General features: G+C 67.3%; 10 protein-coding genes. 8 read left to right on the top strand and 2 right to left on the bottom strand.

What is annotated here, in order from left to right:
• Nucleotides 1-34: 34 nt before the first annotated feature.
• Complete coding sequence (locus A3K89_RS10720; protein ID WP_068425006.1) at nt 35-454, top strand: HIT family protein; 420 nt, start codon at nt 35-37, stop codon at nt 452-454.
• A gap of 3 nt (nt 455-457) precedes the next feature.
• On the opposite strand, the gene A3K89_RS10715 is transcribed toward A3K89_RS10720, so the two are convergent.
• Nucleotides 458-1,219, bottom strand: a complete 762-nt coding sequence (locus tag A3K89_RS10715; RefSeq protein WP_068425003.1) for an SDR family oxidoreductase — start codon at nt 1,217-1,219, stop codon at nt 458-460.
• Entirely contained in the window at nt 1,216-2,352 is a 1,137-nt protein-coding gene (locus A3K89_RS10710) for an isochorismate synthase (RefSeq protein ID WP_068425000.1), read from the bottom strand. The genes A3K89_RS10715 and A3K89_RS10710 overlap by 4 nt, the downstream gene beginning before the upstream one ends.
• Before the next feature lie 115 nt (nt 2,353-2,467).
• Between A3K89_RS10710 and A3K89_RS10705 the strand changes: the two genes are divergently transcribed.
• The 7 genes from A3K89_RS10705 to A3K89_RS10675 all read left to right on the top strand — a co-directional run bounded on the left by A3K89_RS10705 (nt 2,468) and on the right by A3K89_RS10675 (nt 23,751).
• Nucleotides 2,468-3,763, top strand: coding sequence for a lysine N(6)-hydroxylase/L-ornithine N(5)-oxygenase family protein (locus A3K89_RS10705; RefSeq protein ID WP_068424996.1), 1,296 nt, complete (start codon nt 2,468-2,470; stop codon nt 3,761-3,763).
• A complete protein-coding gene (locus A3K89_RS10700; RefSeq protein WP_068424993.1) occupies nt 3,763-5,472 on the top strand; it encodes an ABC transporter ATP-binding protein in 1,710 nt (569 codons plus the stop codon). The genes A3K89_RS10705 and A3K89_RS10700 overlap by 1 nt, the downstream gene beginning before the upstream one ends.
• Nucleotides 5,469-7,235: an ABC transporter ATP-binding protein gene (locus A3K89_RS10695; RefSeq protein WP_068424991.1), complete on the top strand. Its 1,767-nt coding sequence runs from the start codon at nt 5,469-5,471 to the stop codon at nt 7,233-7,235. Before A3K89_RS10700 ends, A3K89_RS10695 begins: the two co-directional genes overlap by 4 nt.
• Before the next feature lie 61 nt (nt 7,236-7,296).
• A complete protein-coding gene (locus tag A3K89_RS10690) occupies nt 7,297-7,959 on the top strand; it encodes an isochorismatase family protein (RefSeq protein WP_068424989.1) in 663 nt (220 codons plus the stop codon).
• Nucleotides 7,956-9,572 carry a (2,3-dihydroxybenzoyl)adenylate synthase gene (locus tag A3K89_RS10685; RefSeq protein ID WP_068424988.1) on the top strand — a complete coding sequence of 539 codons (1,617 nt, stop codon included), beginning with the start codon at nt 7,956-7,958 and terminating at the stop codon, nt 9,570-9,572. The genes A3K89_RS10690 and A3K89_RS10685 overlap by 4 nt, the downstream gene beginning before the upstream one ends.
• Nucleotides 9,569-22,687, top strand: coding sequence for a non-ribosomal peptide synthetase (locus A3K89_RS10680; RefSeq protein ID WP_254303488.1), 13,119 nt, complete (start codon nt 9,569-9,571; stop codon nt 22,685-22,687). The genes A3K89_RS10685 and A3K89_RS10680 overlap by 4 nt, the downstream gene beginning before the upstream one ends.
• 50 nt (nt 22,688-22,737) lie before the next feature.
• Entirely contained in the window at nt 22,738-23,751 is a 1,014-nt protein-coding gene (locus tag A3K89_RS10675; protein WP_084423700.1) for an ABC transporter substrate-binding protein, read from the top strand.
• Nucleotides 23,752-23,770: the final 19 nt, after the last annotated feature.

Raw genomic sequence — 23,770 nt, 5'->3', positions numbered from 1 at the left:
CGACGTGCAGCGGACGCAGATTTAAGCTCGTGTCATGAACCCGTACACGATTTTCTCCGAGATCATCGCTGGAACCGCCGAGTCCTCCCGTGTCTTCGAGGACGACATCGCAGTGGCGTTCATGGACATTCGCCCGCTCACGAGCGGTCATGTCCTGGTGGTGCCTCGTCAGCAGGCGCGATCGCTGGCGGAACTGGACCCGGAGGTCGGAGCGCATCTGTTCGTCGTCGGGCAGAAGGTCGCCGCCGCGGTGCGCGCGAGCAATCCGCGCGTCGCCGGGATCAACTTCTTCCTCGCCGACGGCACGGTCGCGGGTCAGGAGATCTTCCACGTCCATCTCCACGTCATCCCGAGAACGTCGGGTGACGGTTTCGGACTCCGTGCGCGTCCGACGTCCCCGTCCCGCGCCGAGCTCGATCGCACGGCCGCGGAAATAGCTGCTGTGCTCGGCTGAACATCACGCCCGTAGTGTTGCTCCGCCGTCGACGTACAACGACTGCATCGTGATGTGGCGGGCGCGGTCGGACAGCAGGAATTCGACGGAATCGGCGATATCCTCGGGCAAGGCGATGCGGCCCAACGGTATTCCGGCCTTGAAGGTGGCGAGGTCGCCCTCGATGACGGGCCGGGCGTGGGCGTCGTCCTCCGGGTCGGGCCACATCGAACGCTGCATGTCGGTGTCCGTCGAGCCGGGTGCGACGATGTTCGCGCGAATTCCGTACTGCGCCACTTCGAGTCCGAGTATGCGCACGAGCATCGTCGCCGCTGCCTTGGACGATCCGTACGCGCCCATCGACATGCGCGGCACCCCGGCTGCGTTGGAGCCGACGACGACGATGGATCCCGAACGACGCTCCCGCATGCTCCGGCCCGTGTGGCGAACCACGTTGAGCAGACCGAACACGTTGACGTCGTAGGTCTTCTGCCACGCGCCTGGATCGGAGTCCAGGATCGACCCGGTCTCGAGAATGCCTGCGACGTGGGCCAGGCCCGTGAGAGGTCCGATTCGCGCTTCGGCGTCGTCGATCGCGTCGCCGACGGCGTCGGCGTCTCGGATGTCGACGGTGTACGCAGGCGTCGCCTCGTCGAGACAGTCTGTCGTCTCCGCCAGTGCGGTGGCGTCGGAATCCATCAACGCCAGTCGGTGGCCTGCCCGCGCCAGGGTCAGCGCCACCGCACGACCGATTCCTCGTCCGGCTCCCACGACAAGTGTTGTCACAGTGTCACTCCCAGCGCTCCGAGGACGGTGCCGAACTTGACGTTCGTCTCCTGCAGTTCGGTATCGGGATCGGATTCGGCAACGATTCCTCCGCCGGCGTAGGCAGTGATTCTGCCTGCGCTGCCGTCGATTTCGGCGCAGCGGATCGCCACCATCCATTCGCCGTCGCCGCGTCCGTCCGACCACCCGACGGCTCCGGCGTAGAAGCCTCGATCGCCTTCGAGTTCGTCGATCGTCGCGTACGCGAGTTCGGTCGGAGTTCCGCACACGGCAGGGGTGGGGTGCAGAGCGACGGCCAGTTCCAACGAGGTCACGCTCGGGTCCTTCAACTCGCCGGATATCGGTGTGCCCAGATGCCACAGCTGCGGCGTCGTCGTCAGACTCGGCGTGTCCGGGATGTCGAGGACGGTGCAGAACGGCGTCAGCGCGGTCCGGATGGCGTCGACCACGAACGCGTGTTCGCGCCGGTCCTTGGTCGAGCGCGCCAGTGATCTGCCGTGTTCGTCGTCGACGCGGGGGTCGGGGTGGCGCGGGGCGGAACCCGCAAGTGGATGGCACGTCACGACGCGCCCCCGTGTGCGGATCAGCACTTCGGGGCTCGAACCGACGAGCGTCTTGCCGACGTGACGGCCGCCCGCTGCGCCGAGATCGACCAGATATCCGTTACCGCTCGGTGTATTCGACACCAGTGCAGCGAGGACGGCCTCGGGATCGACCGGCCGTTCGGCCCGCAGTGACAGAGTCCGCGCGAGTACGACCTTGTCCAGTGGGTTTCCGTCGCTGCGTAGGACATCGACAGCGGTGCGCACGCGGTCGAGATGCTCGCGTTCGCGCAGTTCGTCGACGACGAGGACAGGCAACGGGCGAGGAGCGCGCGGCGGGGTCCAACGGTCCGTGGTGAAGCCGATCTTCTCGGGCGATGTCAGCGCGCACGGTGCCCCTGCCGCGAACGGAACCGCGCCCACCACCGTGTCGGCAGCGCCGGAGCGGAGCGCGTCGATCGCGTCGACCGCGTCGGTGAACTGTTGTCGCACACCACTTGCCACCACCGTTCCGTGCGGGCGCGACAGCACGAACCGTCCTGATGTCCGGATTCCGATACGTTCGTCCGCCGTACTCGTCTGGGTGCTCATCGGTGTCCCTCGTCTCGATGGGTGTCGTTCCACGTCGGTTCGAAATAGCCTAAACTGGCCGCCGTCCGATAGGTTAGGCTACGTTAAATTCTTCGACGGAGGACGACTTGTGCTGATGGAGAGCGATCATTCCGAGGTAGTGGACATCCTGGGAGTCGGATTCGGACCCTCGAATCTGGGCCTGGCGATCGCGCTGAAGGAGCACAACTCGGAAGTTCCCGACGATCGCCGACTCAGCGCCAAATTCGTCGAACGCCAACCGGAGTTCCGCTGGCACGCCGGCATGCTGCTGCCCGGCACGACCATGCAGATCTCGTTCCTCAAGGATCTGGCCACGCAGCGCAATGCACGCAGCGAGTTCACGTTCCTCGAATATCTCTCGGCCCGTGGACGATTGACGCACTTCATCAACCTGCAGACCTTCTTTCCGTCGCGTGTCGAGTTCCACGACTATCTGACGTGGGCCGCCGACAAGGTTTCCGCCGACGTGGACTACGCGACGTCGGCGACGGCGATCGCCTGGAACGGCGAACACTTCGAAGCGACGGTCACCGGCGCCGACGGCACGTCGCGAATTCTGCGGGCCCGCGACGTCGTACTCGCGGGCGGGCTCACACCGAAGTTGCCGGACGGCGTCGAGTCGTCGCGACGTGTGTTCCACAACCACCGTCTGCTGGACCACCTGTCCGCCTTGCCCGAACGCCGACACGGTCGATTCGTCGTCGTCGGCGCGGGTCAGAGCGCAGCAGAAGTCGTGGCTCATCTGCACGACCGTTTTCCCGACACGCACGTGCACGGCGTGATCACCAAGTACGGATACAGCCCGGCCGACGACAGCCCCTACGCGAATCGGGTGTTCGACCCCGAAGCCGTCGACGACTTCTATTCGGCGACACCGCAATTGCGTGCGCAGTTGATGGCCTACCATCGCAGTACCAACTACTCGGCCGTCGACCTGCCGTTGATCGAGGACCTCTACGAACGCGAGTACACCGAGCGTGTGACGGGGACGCGGCGACTGTTCGTGCACGGCGCATCCGAGGTGTCGACGCCGGTCGTCACCGAGGACGGCGTCGACGTGACCGTTCGGCATCGACCGACAGGCCGGGACGAGCATCTGCGGTGCGACGCAGTGGTGTTCGCGACGGGATTCCGCCCGCTCGACCTACGCACGGTGCTCGGCCCGCTCGCGGACGAGTGCAGATTCGCCGACGACGGTACGCCCGAGCTCGAGCGTGACTATCGAGTACGCACTGCCGACCACGTCACCGGAGGTATCTACCTGCAGGGTGGGACCGAACATTCGCATGGTCTGACGTCGTCGTTGCTGTCGAACATCGCGGTGCGGTCCGGAGAGCTGGTCGACTCGCTCAGCTCTCGTGCCCTGCTCGATTCGGTGCTCACCCACTGATGAAACTGCCCGTTTTCTTCGCCGCGCCTGCGACGCCGATCGCGACGACCGACATCGTCGTCACCGAATCGACGACTCCGCGCGCATTGACCTGGCGCACGATGTTCGCCGCCAAGAAGTACACCGTGCCCGCCGGAATTCTGCTGATCGTGCACCAGCTGTGTGCCGCGCTCGTGCCGGTGATCATGGGTGTCGCCATCGATCGAGCCATCGCTCCGGGTGACCTCGGACAGCTCGTGCTGTGGGTTGTCGTCCTCGGTATCGTGTACGCGGCTGTGTCGGTGACGTTCCGATTCGGTTCGCGCATCGGCTTTCTCGGCATGAATGCGATTCAGCACCACGTGCGCACCACTATCACCGATCGCATTCTCGACGCCCGCGGCATGAGCGGGGAATCGCGTCAGCCGGGCATGCTGCTGAACATCGCCACGTCCGACGCGCGTCAGCTGGCGAGCGCCGTTGCCATCGTCGTCTACCCGGTCGGCGAGTTCGCTGCCGTCCTCGCGTCCGCCGCGATTCTTCTGTACATCTCGTGGCCGCTGGGTCTCGCGATCCTCGTCGCGACGCCGCTGATGCTGTGGGCGATGGATCGCGCGGGGTCGCCGCTTCGCGTGCGCAGCATGCAGGAGCAGCAGGCCGCGGGAGAGGCAGCAGGCACGGCGACCGACCTCGTCGGAGGATTCCGCATCGTCAAGGGGCTCGGCGCCGAACACCGAGCAGGCAACCGCTACCGGGGCGCGAGCGAGCGCGCGCTGCACGGAACGCTGAAGGCCAGCGTCGCACGGGCAGGCTACCTCGGGTCGATGGAAGCCGTCGCAGGTCTGTTCATCGCCGGCGTTGCCGTCGCCGCAGGGCTGATGGCTCTCGGCGGTGCGATGACCGTCGGCCAGCTCATCACCGTCGTCGCTGTCACACAATTCGTCATGGGTCCGCTGCAGGCGTTCGCGTCGAACGCGGGCACCATCTGGGCGCAGGCGGTGGCGTCGGCCGAACGGGTGCTGACCGTCCTGCAGGCGCCTCCCGCGCGTCGCTGCGCCGAAAGAAGCGACACAGCAACGGGATTCGACATCCGTCTCGACGACGTGGTCCTGAACGCCGGGCACACCGTGGATCGGCGAATCGCCGAAGGCGATTTCGTCGCCGTCGTGGCCGACGCGCGTACCACCGCAGAACTTGCCGACATGCTCGCCGGGCTGACGGTTCCAGCCGACGGCGTGATCACCGTGGGCGGAATCGACGTCGCAGATCTGCCCGACGCCGACCGCCGTCGAACCCTGCTCGTCGCACCGCACGAGAGCGATCTCTTCGAGGGCACCGTGGCCGAGAACATCGCCTCCGGAGTCGACGGCGACCAGGGTTCCGACGCCATTGCACGTGCCGTCTTCGCAGCGGCGTGCGACGACATCGTCGACGTGCTGCCCGACGGCCTGGACACCCCGGTCGGCGAAGCGGGACGGATGCTGTCCGGGGGACAGCGGCAACGCGTGTCGCTGGCGCGCGCGCTCGCCGCGGACCCCCATGTACTCGTGCTCCTGGAGCCGACGTCGGCCGTCGACTCCGTCACCGAGGCCGCGGTGGCCGAACGGATCGGTCTCGCGCGGACGGGACGAACCACGATCGTGTTCACGTCGTCACCTGCAGTGCTGGCCGCAGCAACGACGGTCGTCGATCTCGGCAGCCGTCGGGAAGCAGTGGAGGTGTCGCGATGACGACCGGTACGAAACGGACGACGCTGCCCATCGCCGACACGGCAGCCGTGGTGGCCGAAGTGCGTCTCGCGCTGGCCGGTCAGGGATCGCGGGCCGCGGTCCTCGTGGTCACGATGACGGTCGGAGCCGCGCTCGGTCTCGTGGCGCCGTGGGCGCTGGGCTCGATGGTCGACACGGTCGTGAGCGGCGATGCCGACGGCCGTATCTGGTTGCTGGGAGCGGTGATGGTGGCCGCGGCGCTCGGGTTCGCCGCCTTCGGTGCGCTCGCCGTCGTCTTGTCGGCGAGGCTGTTCGAGACGGTGCTGGCCCGGCTACGCGAGAAGATGTTCACCTCCAGCCTGGCTCTGCGGCTCGAACACGTCGAGGAGGCAGGCAGCGGAGATCTCGTGTCGAGGGCGACCGATGACGTCGACGAGGTGTCGAACGCCATCACGAACGTCGTCCCCGCGCTGTCGACGTCGCTGTTCACGGTGCTGCTCACTGCGGTGGGACTGACGGCGTTGGACTGGCGATTCCTGATCGCCCTGCTGGTGGTCGTGCCGATCTACGCGTTGGCCGTGCGGTGGTATCTGCGCAACGCTCCGGAGATCTACGCAGCCGAGCGGGCAGCGATGGGCGTGCGCGCGCAGCATGTTCTGGGGGCCGTGCAGGGTCTGCGCACGGTGCACGCGTACGACCTGGCGCCGACGCTCGCGCGCCGCGTCGGCCTGCACTCCTGGGAAGTGGTGCGGTGGACGATGCGGGCGCGCATCGTGCAGAACCGCTTCTACGGCCGTCTGAACACCGCCCAGTTCATCGGTATGGCGTCGCTGCTGATCATCGGATTCCACCTCGTCGGAACCGACGCGTTGACGGTCGGCGCGACGACGACGGCCATGCTGTTCTTCCTGCGTCTGTTCGAGCCGATCGAGGACGTGCTGCTCGTCATCGACGAATTGCAGTCCGCCCTGGCGTCTCTCGCACGAATCGTCGGAGTGATCCGGGTCGACGACCCGACTCGCGATCGGAATGCGGCTCTCCCGGAGAGCGGCGTCCTCGCGGCGCGCGGCGTCTCGTTCGGCTACCGTCCGGGCCGAACGGTGGTGCGCGACATCGACATTCGCGTCGAACCAGGCGAGACGATCGCGGTGGTCGGCGCGTCGGGGTCCGGGAAGTCGACGCTGGCGGCGTTGCTCGCGGGCGTGCGGACGCCTGCGACGGGAACGGTGACCTTCGGTTCGGCCGATATCGCGGATGCCCCCGACACCGAACGTGCGACGCGAATCACCCTGATCACCCAGGACGTTCACGTGTTCGCCGGGCCGTTGCGCGACGACCTGGCCCTGGCGGATCCCGATGCCGACGACGCACGGATGACCGCGGCACTGGAGACGGTGTTCGCACGCGAGTGGGTCGACCTGCTGCCCGACGGACTCGACACAGTCGTCGGTGCGGGCGGACATCAGCTCACGCCGCTGCAGTCGCAGCAGTTGGCCCTCGCACGACTCGTCCTCGCCGACCCGCCGGTCGCGATTCTCGACGAGGCCACCGCCGATGCAGGTAGCGCAGGGGCGGGGATTCTCGAACGGGGAGCCGACGCGGCGTTGTCCGGTCGCAGTGCGGTGATCGTGGCGCACCGCCTGGACCAAGCCAGGCGGGCGGACCGAATTCTGTTGATGCACAACGGAACCGTCGTCGAGGTGGGAACTCACGACGATCTGATCCAGCGACGCGGACGCTACAGCGAGCTGTGGGACGCGTGGAGCAGGCACCGAACCGCGTAGCCGCCACACCGCAGCATCGACCGATCGAAGACCGATTTTCGTACGAACGAGAGGGACGACCATGGCAATTCCGAAGATCACGAGCTACTCGATTCCCGGCCGTGACGAAGTTCCGGCCAACGTCGTCGACTGGGAGCTCGACCCCGACCGGGCGGCGCTGCTCATCCACGACATGCAGAATTACTTCATCGACGCGTACGCCGACGCGCCCGAGCTGATCACACCCGTCGTCGAAAAGATCTCGGCGCTGCGAGAACAGGCGTCCGAACTCGGCATCCCAGTGGTGTACACGATGCAACCCGGTGACCAACACCCCTCTCGCCGCGGCATTCTCGCGGACTTCTGGGGGCCGGGCCTCGGCGCGGGACGCGACACCGACGTCATCGACGCGCTCGCTCCGCGTCGCGGCGACATCGAGGTCACCAAGTGGCGGTACTCGGCGTTCCAGCGCACCGACCTTCGTGAGCTGCTCGGCCACCACGGGCGTGACCAGCTGATCGTCACGGGCGTCTACGCGCACATGGGCTGCATGCTCAGTGCCGCAGAGGCGTTCATGTCCGATGTCTGCCCGTTCCTCGTACTCGACGCGACCGCGGACTTCTCGCGCGACGAGCATGTCATGGCGGCGACCTACGCCGCCAAGCGGTGCGGTGCGGTCGTCACCGCCACGGACGTTGCCGACGCGCTCGGCCGCCAGCCCGTGGCAGCGGGCGCCGCACGATGAGCTCGTCGGTGGACACGCTCACGCCGCTGGTGCTCGACGGTGTCGTGCCCTATCCCAAGGAGTTCGCAGCCGACTACCGGGACAAGGGCTACTGGACCGGGCAGACGCACTCGGATCTGTTGGCGGACAGCGTGTCCGAGTATCCGACGCGCATCGCGGTGGTCGACGACCATCGCGCGCTGACCTACGCCGAGTTGGCCGATCGCGTCCAAGCGGTGGCAGGCGAATTCGACGCGCGAGGTATCGGCCGCGGTGACCGCGTCGTGGTGCACATGCCGAACACCAGCGAATTCGTCGAGGTCGTCTTCGCGCTGTTCGAGCTCGGTGCGTTACCCGTCTTCGCGCTCGCAGCACACCGACGAGCCGAGCTCGAACAGTTCTGCCGCGCCACCGAAGCCCGGGCGTACGTCACCGTCGACCGCTTCGGGTCGACCTCGTACACCGAGATCGCAGACGAAATCCGCTCTGCCGTAGCGAATCTGGTCACCGTGGTCGTGCCGGTCGGAAAGCCGTCGTGGGCCACCGCGGACGCGGTGCCGAGGCGCACACGTGCGTTGCCGTCGGACATCGCGTTTCTGCAGTTGTCCGGCGGAACGACCGGCACGCCCAAGCTGATCCCGCGCACGCACGACGACTACCTCTACTCGGTGCGCGAGAGTGCGCGCATCTGCGAGATCGACGAGACGTCCGTCATGCTTGCGGCACTGCCCATCTCGCACAACTTCACGATGAGCTCTCCGGGATTGCTCGGTGTCGTCGCCGTCGGCGGCAGCGTCGTGATGGCGCCCGATCCGTCGCCCGACACGTGCCTGCGCCTGGTCGAGCAGCATGCGGTCACGCACGCACCGTTGGTGCCCCCGGTCCTGATGGCGTGGCTCAATTCGTCGGCGCGCCGGGTACGCGATCTGACGTCGCTGGTCTCGGTGTGGGTGGGCGGCGCGAAGCTGACCGAGGAAGTCGCTCGCCGGGTTCGCCCCGAACTGGGCTGCTCGTTGACCCAGGTCTTCGGGATGGCCGAGGGGCTCGTCAACTACACCCGCGTCGGCGACGACGACGCCACCGTGTTCGGCACGCAGGGAAGGCCCATCTCGCCGGACGACGAGGTACGCGTCGTCGACGATGCGGGGCAGCCGGTGGAGACAGGAATGCCGGGTCATCTGCAGACACGCGGACCGTACACGATTCGCGGGTACTTCCGTGCCCCCGAACACAATCGGACTGCGTTCACCATGGACGGCTTCTACACCACCGGTGACATCGTTGTCCAGGACGACAGGGGCTATCTCCAGGTCGTCGGCCGCAGCAAGGATCAGATCAACCGCGGTGGTGAGAAGGTCGCGCCTGCGGTCGTCGAGAACCATCTGCTCGCGCACGAGAAGATTCACGACGTCTCGGTCGTCGGCATTCCTGATCCCGTTCTCGGAGAGAAGATCTGCGCGTTCGTCATCCGCCGTGACCCCGACTCCGACGAGCCGACGGCGGGACAGTTGCGGGCGTTTCTTCGTACCCAGCGCAAGGTCGCTGCGTACACCGTTCCGGACAAGTTCGAGTTCGTCTCCGAATTCCCCACGACCTCGGTGGGCAAGATCGACAAGAAGAGCCAATCACGATGACACTCGTCGAAGAGCACCGCACCGACACAGCAGCGGCACTGATGCCTCTGACCGGCGCCCAGCTGGGTATCTGGAATGCACAACGGCTGGAACCGGATTCGCCGTACTACCTCGTCGGCGAGGTGCTCGAGATCGACGCGTCCGATGACGGCGTGCCGATCGACGTGTCGGTTCTGATCGACGCCATCAGCGCCACGGTTGCCGAGGCGGACACGATGCGACTCCGCTTCGTGGCATCCGACGACGGGCCGCGGCAGTGGATCGAACCGGCGGACGCCGTCGACGTTCCGGTCGTCGACCTGACCGGCCAGGCGGATCCCCACGCTGCAGCCCACGAACACGTCACGCGCATTCGGCGGGACGCGGCCGAGGCAGCCCGAGAGATGGTCGATCGAGAACTCTTCGTCTACACCGTTCTTCGGCTCTCCGAGACCGAGGTGTGGTGCGTTCAGCTCTACCACCACCTGATCGTCGACGGTTACTCCGCTGCGATGATCTCGCGCCGTCTCGCCGCACGGTACACGTCGGCGGTGACTGGAAAGACGCTGCGCCCGAATCCGTTCGGCTCGTTCACCGACGTCGTCACCGAGGACGTCCGGTACCGGGAATCCGACGACGCCTCCTCCGATCGGGACTACTGGATGCGGCGGCTCAGTCCGCTTCCCGAGCTGCGCGGACGATCGACCGGCGACGTCGGATCGGCTCCGCAGACGCACTCCGCGCGCGCCGTCGTCGAGGCGGACGGGATGGCGTTGCTGAGGTCGATCGCCGAGGACATCGGCTGTACGTGGGCCGACGTGTTCATCGGAGCGTACGCAGGCTTCGTCGCCCGCCTGCAGCAGACCACCGATGTCGTCCTTGCCCTGCCCATCATGGTGCGCACCACGCGCGCGACACTGACCACCCCGTCGATGGCCGTGAACGTTCTGCCGCTGCGTGTGTCGGTGTCCCTGACCGACGACGTCCGGGCACTCGCGACGTCGGTGGCCGCGGCTCTCGGCGAGCTGCGAGCCCATCAGCGCTATCGCGGTGAAGACATCGTGCGCGACCTTTCCGCCCCTGGCGCGGGTGCGCTGCTGCACGGTGTCGGTATCAACCTGAAGGCGTTCGACGTCGAGCTCGACTTCGCCGGGGCGGTCGGAACCCTGCGGAATGTCGCGGGCGGTCCGCCCGAGGAACTCGGTCTGACGGCCACGCCCCTCGACGGTGGACGGATGCTGCTCGGCTTCGAGGTCGACGCGAGGGCTGTGTCCGCCGAGGCCGCGGCGGCCCGTGTGCGGGGTCTGGCCGAGCTCGTCGGTGCGCTGTGCGCTCCCGAACGACCGACGCTGGCCGACGTCGACCTGCGCGGCACGGGGATTCCCGCCGGGTGGACGCCGCCTCCCTTGGTTCGTGACGCGCCGCCCGTGCGAACGGTGTTCGCGGACATGGTCGTCCGTCATGCGGACGAGGTCGTGCTGGTCGATTCCGAGACACACTGGACCGCAGCCGAACTCGGAGAGCGCGTCGGCACCATCGCTGGGGTGCTTCGGCGCCGCGGGGTCGGTGCGGACGACATCGTCGCGTTGGCGCTGCCACGCAGCGCGGACATCGTCGCGAGCATCTTCGCCGTGTGGGAGGTCGGCGCGGCGTACGTCGTGCTCGACCCGGCATACCCGACCGAACGGCTCGACGCGCTCGCTTCCCAGGCGAAGCCGGTGCTAATGCTGTGTGCCGAAACTTCGCCGGTGGCAGTCGACTGCGACGTCCTGCTTCTGAACGACCTGACCGGGGACGCAGTCCGACTGGGGGAGTCGGCCGCGTCCCGACCCGACGACATGGCCTACGTGCTGTTCACGTCCGGCTCGACGGGTACTCCCAAAGGCGTCGTCGTACGCGCGGGCGGCCTGGCGCACCTCGTCGCGCGTCAGCGTGCCAGTGTCTACGCCGATGCCGCGTCACGCGTGGGTGGGCGCCGTCTGCACGTCGCACACACCACGTCGTTCGCCTTCGACGCCTCGCTCGATCCCCTGCTGTGGATTCTCGACGGCCACCGAGTGTTCCTGTACGACAGCGACGTTCAGCGCGATGCCGACCTGCAGATCCAGAAGTTCGCGGACGACGCGATCGACGTCGTCGACACGACCCCGTCCATGGCGTCGTTCCTCGTGGACGCGGGACTGGCCGAATCCGGCGTGACCACCGTCGTCGTCGGCGGTGAGGCGTTGCCTCCCGCGCTCGCCGCAGTGCTGGGGGCGAGTGCGGCTCGCGTCTACAACATGTACGGACCGACCGAAGCGACGGTCGACGCGATCTCGGACGACGTCGACTCGGGCGTGGTACGCATCGGTCGTCCTCTCGACGGAACCGCGGCCTACCTGCTCGACGGTGCGCTTCGGCCCGTGCTCGACGGCGAAGTCGGCGAACTGTATCTGGCCGGCCCGCAGCTCGCGCGCGGATACCTCGATCGACCGGGTGCCACCGCCGACCGGTTCGTCGCGAATCCGTACCTTCCCGGGCGCCGCATGTATCGCACCGGCGACCTCGCGCGCTGGGACGACGCCACCGGGTTCGAGTATCTCGGTCGCGCCGACGACCAGGTCAAGATCCGGGGCCATCGCGTCGAACTGCGGGAAGTGGAAGAGGTTCTCGCACAGATCGATCCGGTGCGTGCCGCGGTTGCCGTCGTCTTCGGGTCCGGGGCAGGCACCAAGGTCGTCGGCTATGTCACCGCCCACGAAGCCACGAGCGGTGACGACATCCGACGCGCACTGCTCACGCGGGTCCCCGATCATCTCGTTCCGTCGGCCGTCGTCGTACTCGACGAACTGCCCGTCACCGTCAACGGCAAGGTCGACCGTGCCCGGTTGCCTGCGCCGTCGGCGTCCGGTCCGGTCTCGGTCGACCGAACACCGAGCACCTCAGCCGAATTCGCGCTGTGTGCTGTCGTCGGTGAAGTCCTGGGGCACGACGACGTCTCCGTCGACTCCGACTTGTTCACCCTCGGCGGGGACAGTATCGGCGCGATCGCCATCAGCGCGCGATTGCGCGGGCACGGAGTGGTGCTGACACCGAAGGAGATTCTGTCCGGGCGTGACCTCGCTGCGTTGGCCGCCGCGTCGCGGACGCTCGAGCGGCGTGCCGACGACGTCGACGACGACATCGCCGTCGGCCCCGCCCCGACGACTCCCGTCATGCGCAACGCGCTGTCCGTCGACACGCTCGATGCGGTGGCGTCGTACGCGCAGTGGACTGCCGTCGAGGTCGACGAGCACGTGGACGTCGAACAGCTGCAGGCCGCACTGCGCACCGTGCTCGGTCGCCATGCGGCCCTGCGGATGACGGTGCGCGACGCGGAATCGGTGGACATCGCCGAGTCCGCCGATCCGGCCGAGGTCGCCGAACTCGGGCCGATGTCGAGCGCGGACGCAGGAACTCGAACCGCGTGCCTCGCGCACGAACTCGCGCAGGACTTGAACCCGGTTGCCGGAACGATGGTGCGGCTCGGCGTGATTCGGGTCGTGGACGGCCCGGACCGGGTGCTGACCGTCGTGCATCACTTCGCTGTCGACGCGGTGTCCTGGAGCGTGCTGGTCGCAGACCTGGTGGCGACGGCATCCGGCCGTGAACTCGCGAGGACCGACGAACAGTCCTGGCGGCATCGTGCGGGTGAACTCGCCGATCGCGCCGCGGCGCATCGCTATCTCGACGAACTGAGTCACTGGTCCGCAGTCCTGACGTCGAATCGTGCGGTGTTGACCGAGACCGCGCCACGGCCCGGCGTCGACACCCATGCGACCGCGTCGGTCACCACGACGACGGCGTCGGGTGCCGTCGCAGCTGCAGTCCTCGACCTGTGCGCCAAGTACAGCGCTCGACCCGACGACGTTCTTCTCGTCGCGCTCGCTCTTGCGGTGCGCAGCTCGTTCGGTGACCAGGGCGACTTCCCGGTCCTCATGGAAGGCCACGGCCGGGACACCGAGAACGGCGACCGTCGCGGCCGCGGTTCGACCGTCGGGTGGTTCACGACCGAATATCCCGTGACGGTGCCGGGCTCGTGCGTCTCGGCGGACGAGCGGTTCGCCGAAGCGCGTTCGGGTGGAGCAGTTCTCGCCGAGATGCTGCATGCCGTCAAGACCGATCGCCGACGCGGCCGCGACAGCGGAGTGGGGTACGGCGTCCTGCGGTTCCTGGACGACGCGGGACGTGACCTCGCGTCGTTGCCCGCACCGCAGATCGTGCTGAACTACATGGGCGCGTCGACCGGCCTGTCGGGTGCAGGCTGGCGTTCCGCGCCGGGCGATGCCTTCGGGGTCGTCGAACCGCACGGTCGGACACTGTCGGAAGTGTTGGCCGTCAACGTCTTCGCGCAGGACTCGCACCTCGTGATCGAATGGACCGCGGCGAACGAGCTCCTGGACGCCGACGCGGTGGCCTCGCTGCAGTCGTCGTTCGCCGACGCGCTGGAGAGCCTCACGGTGCACGCCGCCGTGTTCGACGGTGGACTGAGCGCGGTGGACTGCGACACGGTGTCGGTCACTCAGCGCCAGATCGACGAACTCGAGTCCATCACCGGCCCACTGGACACTCTGCTGCCGCTGTCGCCGCTGCAAGCCGGTCTGCTGGCTCACGCCGCGCGCCACGCCGAACGTGACGTGTACACCCTGACGGCCGTCGTCGACCTCGACGGCGACCTGGACCCCCGTCGACTGCACGACGCATTCGACGCGGTCGTGTCCCGTCACCCGAACCTGGCGTCCGGCTTCCATTTCGAAGGAGTGGACGAGCCGGTTCAATCCATTCCACGCGACAAGAGTGTTCGCTGGGACGTGACCGACGTGCGCACGCTGTCTCGACGTGCCGCCGACTCCGTCGCCGCTCTCGTGCAGAATCGCGCCGCAACTACGGTGTTCGACGTCCGACGCGGCCCGCTTCTCGCTGCACACGTGGTGCTGTTGCCGCAGAGTCGCACCCGCCTCGTTCTGAATGCCCACCATCTGGTGACCGACGGCTGGTCCACACCCATCGTGCTGCGCGAGCTGGTGCAGCACTACAACCACGGCGGGGCGGGACGTGCACCGGCCGCCGACTATGCCGACTTTCTTCGCTGGTTGAGCAGGCTGGATCACACCGCACTGCAGGAACTGTGGCGGACCCGGCTCGCCGGAGTCACGGAGCCGACGATCGTCGCCCGCGGGACCGGCGATTCCGGAACGGCCGGGTCGTCGATCGCCGTCGAACTTCCGTCGTCGACGGGTGAGGCGCTGGCTGGTCTCGCCCGGGAGAACGGCCTCACCGTCAACACTCTGGTGCAGGGCGCTTGGAGCGCGGTGCTGTGCGCTCTCGTCGGCGGGGACGACGTGGTGTTCGGCACCACCGTCTCCGGCCGACCGTCGGACCTCGACCGCGTCGAAGAGATGGTCGGTCTGTTCAGCAACACCGTGCCGGTTCGTATGCAGCTCGATGCGCGCCCGTTGCGCGAGGTGCTGCAGCGAAGCCAGTCCGAACAGTACGACCTCGGTGACGCACAGCAACTCCCGTTGTCGGAGATCGAAGCCTTCGCCGACGCCCGTGGCCGTGGTCCGTTGTTCGACACGCTCGTCGTGTTCGAGAACTATCCCGGCGCGTTCGGTGCCGACGACGATCCGTCTGCGGAGACGCGCATCCTGGGTATCGGAAACGTCAGCGTCACGCAGTATCCGCTGTCGCTGCTCGCGCCCCCGGGAGACCGATTCACGCTCGTCGTCGATCACGATCCCGGCGAGGTCGGTGTAGACGTCGTTCGGGCTGTCGTGCAGTCACTTTCGGAGATTCTCACCGAGATGATCGTCGACCTCGAACGGCCCGCCTCGGACTTCGTGCCGTCGTCGATCCCGACGCTTCCACCGCGCCGAGACGCCCGAGCCGCATCCGTCGTACCGTCGTCGGCGGCCGATCCGCTGACCGCCGAGACCGTCGCGACGCAGCTGTCCACCGTGCTCGAGGTACCGATCGGTGTCGACGACGACTTCTTCGACCGCGGGGGCCACTCGCTCGCCGCGATGCGTGCGGTCGCTGCCCTGCGTCGCGTGGGGATTGCAGTCACCGTCGCCGAGATATTCGACGCTCGCACGCCGAGATCGATTGCAGCACTGTCGCGTACGCTGGCGATCCCGCCGGCGCCGGAATCGATCACCGCCGAGCCGGTCGTGTCCTCGGCGCAGAAGCGTCTGTGGATACTCGAACGGCTGAGCCCGGGTTCGCACGCACACGACGTCCCCGTCGTGCTCGAACTGGCCGGTCCCGTCGACGTCGACGCGTTACGTGATGCCTGGCGTGATGTTCTGGTGCACTTCGACATTCTGCGGACGTGCTACCCAGCGGACGCCGGCGGCGACCCACGACCTCACGTCCGGGGTGAGTCGGAGATTCCGAAGCTGACGATCGTCGACGCCTCGGTGGACATGCAGGAGGCCGCCCAGTCGTTCCTCACCGCTCCCGATGCCGTCTTCGACATCGAACGGCGAGTACCGGCCCGCGCGAGCGTGATTCGCGGTAGTGGTGACCGGCTCGTGCTCGTGATCGTCGTGCACCACATCGCGATCGACGGAGCGTCGGTGAGAGTAGTCCTGGAATCGCTGGGGCGGGCGTACGAGCAGCGGCTCGCAGGGCAGGTGCCCAGGCTCGACAGCGGTGCACCGTCGTTCTGGGAGTTCGCGGCCCAGGCCGACACCCCGTCGGACTCGGTGCAGTACTGGTCGAGCGCGCTCGCCGATCTTCCTGCCGAACTCGACCTTCCGACCGACCGGCCTCGACCGCGAGACGCGTCGCATCGTTCGGTGGGCGTGCGCACGGCAGTGAGCGAGAAGACCGCCCGGGAAATGCGCGCTGCCGCCGTCCGTCACGGGGTCAGCCCGCTGATGATCCTCGAGGCCGCAGTCGCACTGGCGTGGAACAGGTTCGGCGCAGGTGTCGACATACCGCTGGGCACGACGGTGTCGGACCGAGAACTCCTCGGCGACGGCCGTTTCCGTGACACCGTGGGCTACCTCGTCAACACGGTCGTTCATCGAATCGACCTGTCGGGCAACCCCACACCGGCCCAGGTGCTCGAACGCGTGCGCGCAACATCTCTGGCTGCACTCGAACATCAGCACGTTCCGTTCGATCGTGTCGTCGACGCGGTCGCGCCGGAGCGACTGTTGGGCAGACACCCGCTGTTCCAGACCATGGTCGGGCACGAGGTTCGCGGTGACTCGATGCGGTGGGGAGAGGCGACGGCGACCGAACTGGAACCCGTCGACCCACCTGCCCGTATGGACGTCGCAGTGTGGTTGCGGGAGAGCCGGGACGGTACGGAGGTGGCCGTCGGCGGTGCGGCCGATCTGTTCGACGTCGGTACCACCCGGAACCTCGCCGCCGAGATCATCCGTTCGCTGGACGACGTACTGGAACGCCCCGACGAGCCGCTGTCGCGATCCGGTCGAGACGACCTGCTGTATTCGCCTGTGCGCGAATCCGTTCCGCAGTCGCTGATCCGCCGTTTCCACGATCGTGCCGTGCACGACCCGAACGGCGTCGCCGTGGTCGCCGGTGACCGCGTCCTCACATACGGCGAACTCGCGTCTCGCGTGGAGGCGACAGCGCGTGTTCTGACCGAGAACGGTGTGCGGCCCGGATCGGTCGTCGGCGTCGCGATCGGTCGTGACGAGGACCTTCCGACGGCCCTGTTGGCCGTCCTGCGGTGCGGTGCGGCGTACCTGCCGCTGGATGTCGACTACCCGCGGCAGCGCCTGCAGTACATGATGGACGACGCGAGGCCGACGTGCGTTCTCGTGCAGCGTGCCACCGTCGACGCGGTGTCGTGGATCGACCTGCCCGCGGTCCTCGTCGACGACGTCGATGTCGAGCGCCGGTCCGACGTCGTCCTGCCCCCGGTGCCGGTGGCCGACGACGCACTTGCCTACGTCATCCACACCTCCGGTACCACGGGCAACCCCAAGGGCGTCATGGTGACGACGGCGAACCTTGCCGCGTTCGCCGACGCCGCGGTTCGGCTGGGGTGGGTCCGGTCGTCCGATACCCTCGTCGCCGTGACGACGGTGTCGTTCGACATCGCGGTGCTGGAACTGTTGTGTCCGTTGATCGTCGGCGCGTCCGTCGTCGTCGTTCCGCGCACGACCGTCGTCGATCCACCGAAGCTCGCGGCGGTGATCGCCGAGTCGAATGCGACTGTCGTGCAGGCGACACCGTCGCTGTGGCGCCTGCTGCTCGGTAGCCTGCGGGACTGTTCCGTGCGTGTGCTCGTCGGTGGTGAAGCTGTCCCGGCCGAACTCGCCGACCAGCTGACGGCCGTCGGCGACACGGTCTGGAACGTGTACGGCCCGACGGAAGCCACCGTGTGGGCCACGGCCGCCGAACTCCGGAGGGGAACGCCCGTCACGATCGGGTCCCCGTGGATCGACGTCGATGCGCGGGTTCTGGACGAGTGGTTGCGCGAGGTGCCGAACGGTGCGGCAGGAGAGCTGTACCTCGGGGGCGCGCAGGTGGCACGCGGCTATCTGAATCGGCCGTCGCACAGCGCGACACGGTTCGTCGCGCACCCGTCGAAGGCCGGTGAACGGCTGTACCGCACGGGTGACCTCGTACGGAAGCGCGACGGCCGGCTCGAGTACCTGCGACGCACCGACGACCAGGTCAAGGTCCGCGGTTTCCGAGTCGAGCTCGGCGACGTCGAGTCGGCTCTGCGGGCCCTCGACGGCATCGCCGACGCCGCCGCCAAGGTAGCGGAGATCGCCGACGGTACGGTCCGGCTGTTCGGATACGTCGTGCCCGTCGACGGAATCGAACCGAACGGCGACGTGGTCCGTGAACGACTCGCCGCCACGGTGCCGAATCAGCTTCTTCCGCAATCGATCACCGTCCTGTCGTCCCTGCCTCGCACCCTGAACGGCAAACTCGATCGAGGTGCGCTGCCGGTACCTCGTCGTCGGGAGGAGACTGAAGAGACTGTGGCGCAGGGAGATCGGGCCGGGTCGACCATTCTCGGGGACCTCCTCGCCGCGGCAACGGAGGTGCTGGGTACCGAGGTCGCTCCCGACGTCGGTTTCTTTGCAGCGGGCGGCGACAGCATCGCCGCGGTGCGATTCGTCGCGGCTGCCGGGAGGCGCGGCGTCACAGTCCAGGTGGCCTCGGTGTTCGAGTCGCACTCGTTCGTCGACCTCGCGGATACGGCCATCCGCAGCAGTGGCGTAGCCGAAGACGCGTCGACCGAGTTGGTCGAGGTCGGCGACGCCGAACGTGAGACGCTCGACGCCGACTATGCGGGGTGGCAGCGGGTTCTTCCCTTGACGCCTTTGCAGCGCGGAATGTACTTCCAGTCCGTCACCAGCGGGCAGAGCGCCGACAGCTACCACGTGCAGCACCGATTCACGTTCGCCGAAACGATCGACCGTCGGGCGCTGAACATCGCCGTGGCTGCGGTTCTGCGGCGCTATCCGAACCTGACCGCGGTGTTCACGCACGCGGTGTTCGCGGAGCCGGTGTCGATTCTTCGCCCGGCAGCCGTCGTCGTGGACGAGCAGTTCGTGGAGTCGTCGGCCGACTTCGATGCCGTTGCCGCAGACGAGTTCGCCCGCCCGTTCCGGCTGGATCGGGGGCCGTTGCTGCGCGCGGTCGTTGCAGTTGCGTCCAAGACCGAACAATTGATCGTCACCGGACATCATCTGCTGACCGATGCGTGGTCGCAGGGTGTGTTGTTCGGCGAGTTGTTCGTGCTGTACGGCGTCGCCAGGACACTGGCGGGTCCCGAGACGACCGACGACGACGTCGTCGACGCGGCGCTGCGGGTTCTCGAACCGCCGGCCGACTTCACCGACCATCTGCGACGGTTGTCCGCGCTGGACGACGACGCGGCGCGGGCAGCGTGGGCGCGTCGCCTCGCCGATCTGGACGAACCCACGATCGTCGCTCGCCGCAACGGCCGAGGAGCCATGTCCGTGCCGAACCGGCACACTCGGCGGGTCGACGACACGGTGCGCGACGCCGTGACCGCCCTGGCCGCCGACCTGGGCATCACCGTTTCCGCCATCGTCTCGGCTGCATGGGGATTGACGTTGCGCAGAGTCACCGGCCGAGACGACGTCGTGTTCGGCACCACCGTGTCCGGTCGTGATCCGCGTGTGCCGCGCGCGGACCGCATGGTGGGGTTGACGCTGAACACGGTCCCGGTGCGAGTCACGATGTCGCCGCGAACGACGCTGCGTGAACTCGTGCGCGACGTCTTCGCCGGCCAGGCGTCGGTGATCGACCACCATCACCTGGGGCTCGGTGAGATCTCGCGCGCCGCGGGCTTCGACACGCTCTTCGACACCTTGATGGTGTTCCGCAACGTCGGTGGTGACGCCGATCGAGCCGGAGTGTTCGAGCGTGTCGGCATCACCCACGCGGAGGCGTTCGACGCGACACACTATGCGGTCACACTCGACGTGGATCCGCGAAGTCGTAGCGGCGGAATGGAACTTACGCTGGAGAACCGGCCCGAACTCGTCGACGACGCGACGGCCGGTGCGCTGTCGTCCGTCGTCGTCGACATGCTCGGTGCGCTGGTCGGCGTGACGGGCGCAGTCACCGTTGCCGACACCGGCCGCGACAGAGACGATCCGGAGTCGACGCCGCTCACACCCGCCCGCATTTCGATGCCTGGCCCGGGCGATCACGAAGGAAGCATCGACGTGTTGCTGTCGGAGCGTGCCGCCTCGTCACCCGACGGTCCGGCACTGACGTGCGGCACCGAGACGCTGACGGCACGGCAGTTCGACGACCGGGTCACCGCGCTCGCGTCGGTGCTCGCCGCGTCGGGAGTCGGCGCGGGCGACGTCGTGGCCTTGCTGCTGCCTCGTACCGCCGATCACGTCGTCGCGATCTTCGCCGTGATGCGTGCCGGCGCAGCGTATCTCCCACTCGATCGTGCGCATCCGGCTTCGAGACACGTCGAACTGGTTCTGGACAGTCGCGCTGCCGCGATCGTCACCGTCGACGCCTCCTCGGACGACGTCGCAGCGGTCACCGCGGCGCTCCCTGCGAGTGTGGACGTGCTCGACCTGTCGGACCCGGCGGTGCGCTCTGTTCTGTCGGGTTCCGCTCCGCCGCCGACGGTCTCCCCGGACCGCATCGCCGGACCAGTTCATCCGGACCAGCTCGCGTACGTGATCTACACGTCGGGTTCGACCGGAAAGCCCAAGGGCGTCCAGGTCGGGCACCGCGGACTGACGGCGATGTACCACAATCACCGCGACGAGATCTTCCGTCCCACAGAGCAATCCGTCGGTGGACGGACTCTGCGCATCGCCCACACGGTGTCGTTCTCGTTCGACATGTCGTGGGAGGAACTGTTCTGGATGGTGGCAGGCCATCACGTGCACGTCGTCGACGAGGCGGCGCGGGCCGATCCGATCGGTCTGGTCGGGCACTACCGCGACGTCGGCATCGACGTCGTCAACGTGACACCCTCCTACGCACGAGAACTGATCGCCGCGGGGCTTCTCGACGGCGAGCGGGCGCCTGTACTGGTGATGCTCGGCGGCGAAGCAGTACCGCAGGAATTGTGGACGCGGCTGCGCGAGCAGGACGGCGTCGACGGGTACGACCTGTACGGACCGACCGAATTCACCATCAACGCCATGGGATCCGCGGTTGCCGACAGCGAGACACCGTGCCTGGGTCGTCCAGTGCGCAATGCCAGTGCGAGAGTGCTCGATTCGGGGCTTCGGCCCGTCGAGGTAGGTGCCTCGGGCGAGCTCTACATGTCCGGCGACGGAGTTGCCCACGGCTATCTCGGTCGTGTCGGACAGACGTCGAGCGTGTTCGTCGCCGATCCGTTCACGGTGGGGCAGCGTATGTACCGGACCGGTGACCTGGTCCGCTACCTGCCCGGGGGTCGCCTCGAGTATCTCGGCCGCGTCGACAGACAAGTGAAGATCCGAGGAATGCGCATCGAGCTCGGTGAGGTCGAGTCCGCGCTCGAGTCACTGCCCGGCGTCGAGCGGGCTGCCGCCACGGTCCGCGACGACAGTGGCATTCCTCGGCTGATCGGCTACGTCGTCGCGTCCGGTGAGTCTGCGGATCTACGGGCGTTGCTTCGTGATTCGGTTCCGGCGCATCTGGTGCCGTCTCGGATCGTCGTCGTCCACCACATCCCGTTGACGATCAACGGCAAGCTCGATCGCGCCGCTCTTCCCGAGCCGCCGCGTCGCGACGTCGCCGATACGTTGCGGACCGACACCCAGCGCCGCGTCGCACATATTTTCTCGGATGTGCTGGGCTGGAACGACATCGGCGGGGACGACGGTTTCGCCGACTGTGGGGGTGACTCGCTCGCCGCCATGCGCGTGGTGTCTCGGGTGCAGCGCGAATTCGGCGTTCGTGTCGAGATCGCGGATTTGATTGCACGACAATCGGTCTCGTCGATTGCGGAACTCGTCGACGCCGGAGGTAGCTCGTCGGGCGACCACATCCTCCTGCGGTTCCCGACCGCGGCGACGGGTGACCCGCTGTTCTGCATCCATCCTGCAGGTGGTGTCGCGTGGCAGTTCGCGCCTCTGGCTGCACGGATCGATCGGCCGGTCGTCGGGCTGCAGCTGCCCCTGGAGCGCCCGCACACGTTCGACGAGTTGGTCGAGCTGTACGTGCAGACGGTGCGGCAGGAACAGCCGGACGGTCCGTACGACCTGCTCGGCTATTCGTTCGGAGGAGTGCTGGCCCATGCGATGGCGGCCAGGCTGGATGCTCTCGGTGAATCCGTCGGCTTCGTCGGGTTGATCGACAGCGAACCTGCGGACGGACACACGTCCACCGACACCATGCGGACAGCGAAAACCGTAGCGCCCGAGCTAGCACCCCATATCGATGCGAACTTCGCCTACACTGCCTCCCTGCTGAGAAATGCGACATCGCCGACATATCGGGGAACGCTGACGCTGTTCGAGGCCCAGCGCTCGAAGCCACCGCTCGGTTTCGCCGATCGGTGGACGCGCGTGCACGACGGCGAACTCGTCGTCCACGCCGTCGATGCCGACCACGACGGGATGGTGGGTGCCGGGGGCTGGAGTTCGATCGTGCCGCTGCTGGCACACGAGAAGGATTCCGATGGGCGCTAGAAGCCGATCGGGGAACACGAACACAACGATGATCTCGGAAGGATCTTTCAGTGTCTGACACACAGTTTCGACGACGTGGTGTACGGATCGTCGCGGCATTGGCCGCGGTGACCATCGGCCTCACGGCGTGCAGCAGCAGCGATGCCGAATCCGACGGCAGCGCCACGACGAACGAGAGCAGCAGCGACACGCGCGTCGTCTCGACCGACAAGGGTGACGTCACCGTTCCCGCCGATCCGCAGCGCATCGCCGTGCTGTCGGCAGGGTTGGCGGGCTACCTCTTCACCCTCGACGCGCCGATCGCGATCACCGATACCCGACTACTCGGCGTCACCAACCTCGACGGCGGCTTCCCGCCGCAGTGGGCCGAGAAGGCGCAGGCGCAAGGCACCCAGGAACTGCCCGCAGGTGAAGCGCTGAACATCGAGGCCATCGCGCAGGCCGAGCCCGACCTGATCATCGGTGGCGGGCAGGGTATCTCGGCGGTACAGGCCGACGAGGCCTACGATCAGCTGACCGCGATCGCCCCGACGGTCCTCATCCCGTCGTCGGTCAACACCTGGCAGGGGCAGCTCGAGGCAGTGGCCGACGCGGCCGGCGAATCCGACAAGGTGGACGGCCTGCTCGACGCCTACGAGGACAAGGTTGCCGAGGTCGAGGATGCCATCACGGTTCCGGGTTCCCCCGTCGCGTACTTCCTGTCGTTGAGCACGAACGAGCCGGCGTTCATTCCGCAGACCGCGACGTTGCCGGAACTGCTGAAGACCGTGGGCTTCGAGCCCGACGACGTGTTGACCAAGGCGGACAACCCCGAACTCTACGGATCGGGTGACTCCTTCATCATCAGCAACGAGCTGCTCGGGAACGTCGCCACCGCGCCTGTCGTCATCGTCGTTCCGGTCGCCGGACGCGGCCTGGACGAGCTGAAGCAGGACCCGGCGTACGCGAACCTGCCTGCATTCGCGTCGGGCAAGGTGTTCGAGCTTCCGGCGACGAGCTACCGGCCGGACTACGACGGAGTGATCTCGACGCTGGACCAGGTCCAGACCATGTTCGCCAAGTAAGAAGACTGTTTCAGTCCCC

Origin of the sequence: Rhodococcoides kyotonense, assembly GCF_001645385.1 — a bacterium.
Classification (GTDB): Bacteria; Actinomycetota; Actinomycetes; order Mycobacteriales; family Mycobacteriaceae; genus Rhodococcoides; species Rhodococcoides kyotonensis_B.
The sequence above is the reverse complement of the archived record's forward strand: the minus strand, read 5'-3'. Positions and strand labels throughout refer to the sequence as shown.

Bases quoted from the DNA above. Each gene is read 5' to 3' on its own strand.
- A3K89_RS10720 (WP_068425006.1), top strand. From the start codon at position 35: ATGAACCCGTACACGATTTTCTCCGAGATCATCGCTGGAACCGCCGAG.
- A3K89_RS10710 (WP_068425000.1), bottom strand. From the start codon at position 2,352: ATGAGCACCCAGACGAGTACGGCGGACGAACGTATCGGAATCCGGACA.
- A3K89_RS10705 (WP_068424996.1), top strand. From the start codon at position 2,468: ATGGAGAGCGATCATTCCGAGGTAGTGGACATCCTGGGAGTCGGATTC.
- A3K89_RS10700 (WP_068424993.1), top strand. From the start codon at position 3,763: ATGAAACTGCCCGTTTTCTTCGCCGCGCCTGCGACGCCGATCGCGACG.
- A3K89_RS10695 (WP_068424991.1), top strand. From the start codon at position 5,469: ATGACGACCGGTACGAAACGGACGACGCTGCCCATCGCCGACACGGCA.
- A3K89_RS10690 (WP_068424989.1), top strand. From the start codon at position 7,297: ATGGCAATTCCGAAGATCACGAGCTACTCGATTCCCGGCCGTGACGAA.
- A3K89_RS10685 (WP_068424988.1), top strand. From the start codon at position 7,956: ATGAGCTCGTCGGTGGACACGCTCACGCCGCTGGTGCTCGACGGTGTC.
- A3K89_RS10680 (WP_254303488.1), top strand. From the start codon at position 9,569: ATGACACTCGTCGAAGAGCACCGCACCGACACAGCAGCGGCACTGATG.